The sequence below is a fragment of the Kocuria cellulosilytica genome (assembly GCF_040981245.1).
GTDB classification, from domain to species: Bacteria; Actinomycetota; Actinomycetes; order Actinomycetales; family Micrococcaceae; genus Kocuria; species Kocuria cellulosilytica.
Genome location: NZ_JAVFWZ010000119.1, coordinates 1 through 549 on the forward strand (window position 1 = coordinate 1; position 549 = coordinate 549).

Consider the following 549-nt stretch of genomic DNA (forward strand, 5'->3'; position numbering starts at 1 on the left):
CAGGACCACGTGTGCCAGGCCCAGCAGCAGCACGAGGTCCGAGCCGGGGGTCGGCTGCAGGTGCAGACCGCCCCCGTCCTCGGTCAGCCGCGCCGTGGTGGTGCGGCGGGGGTCCACCACGATCAGGCCGCCGTGCTCCTGGGCGTGGCGCAGGTGCTGGACGAACGGCGGCATGGTCTCGGCCGGGTTGGTCCCCAGCAGCAGCACGGTGTGGGCGTCGTCGAGGTCCGTCACCGGGAAGGGCAGGCCGCGGTCCATCCCCAGCGACCGGTTGGCCGCGGCCGCGGCGGAGGACATGCAGAACCGGCCGTTGTAGTCGATCCGCGAGGTCCGCAGCGCCACCCGGGCGAACTTCCCGAGCTGGTAGGCCTTCTCGTTGGTCAGCGACCCTCCGCCGAAGACGCCGACCCCGTCCCGGCCGTGGCGCTCCTGCGCCGCCCGGAACTCCCCGGCCATCCGGTCCAGGGCCGTGGCCCAGGACACCTCCCGGAAGACCCCGTCCGCCCCGCGCAGCAGGGGTGCCGTGAGCCGCGAGGGGTGGGCCAGCAG

1 protein-coding gene is annotated in these 549 nt (G+C 74.7%); it reads right to left on the minus strand.

Translation table 11 applies throughout. The features are described 5' to 3' along the window. The coding region (locus tag RCG67_RS17285; RefSeq protein ID WP_368828046.1) for a molybdopterin oxidoreductase family protein at window positions 1-549 on the minus strand (549 nt) is incomplete at both ends.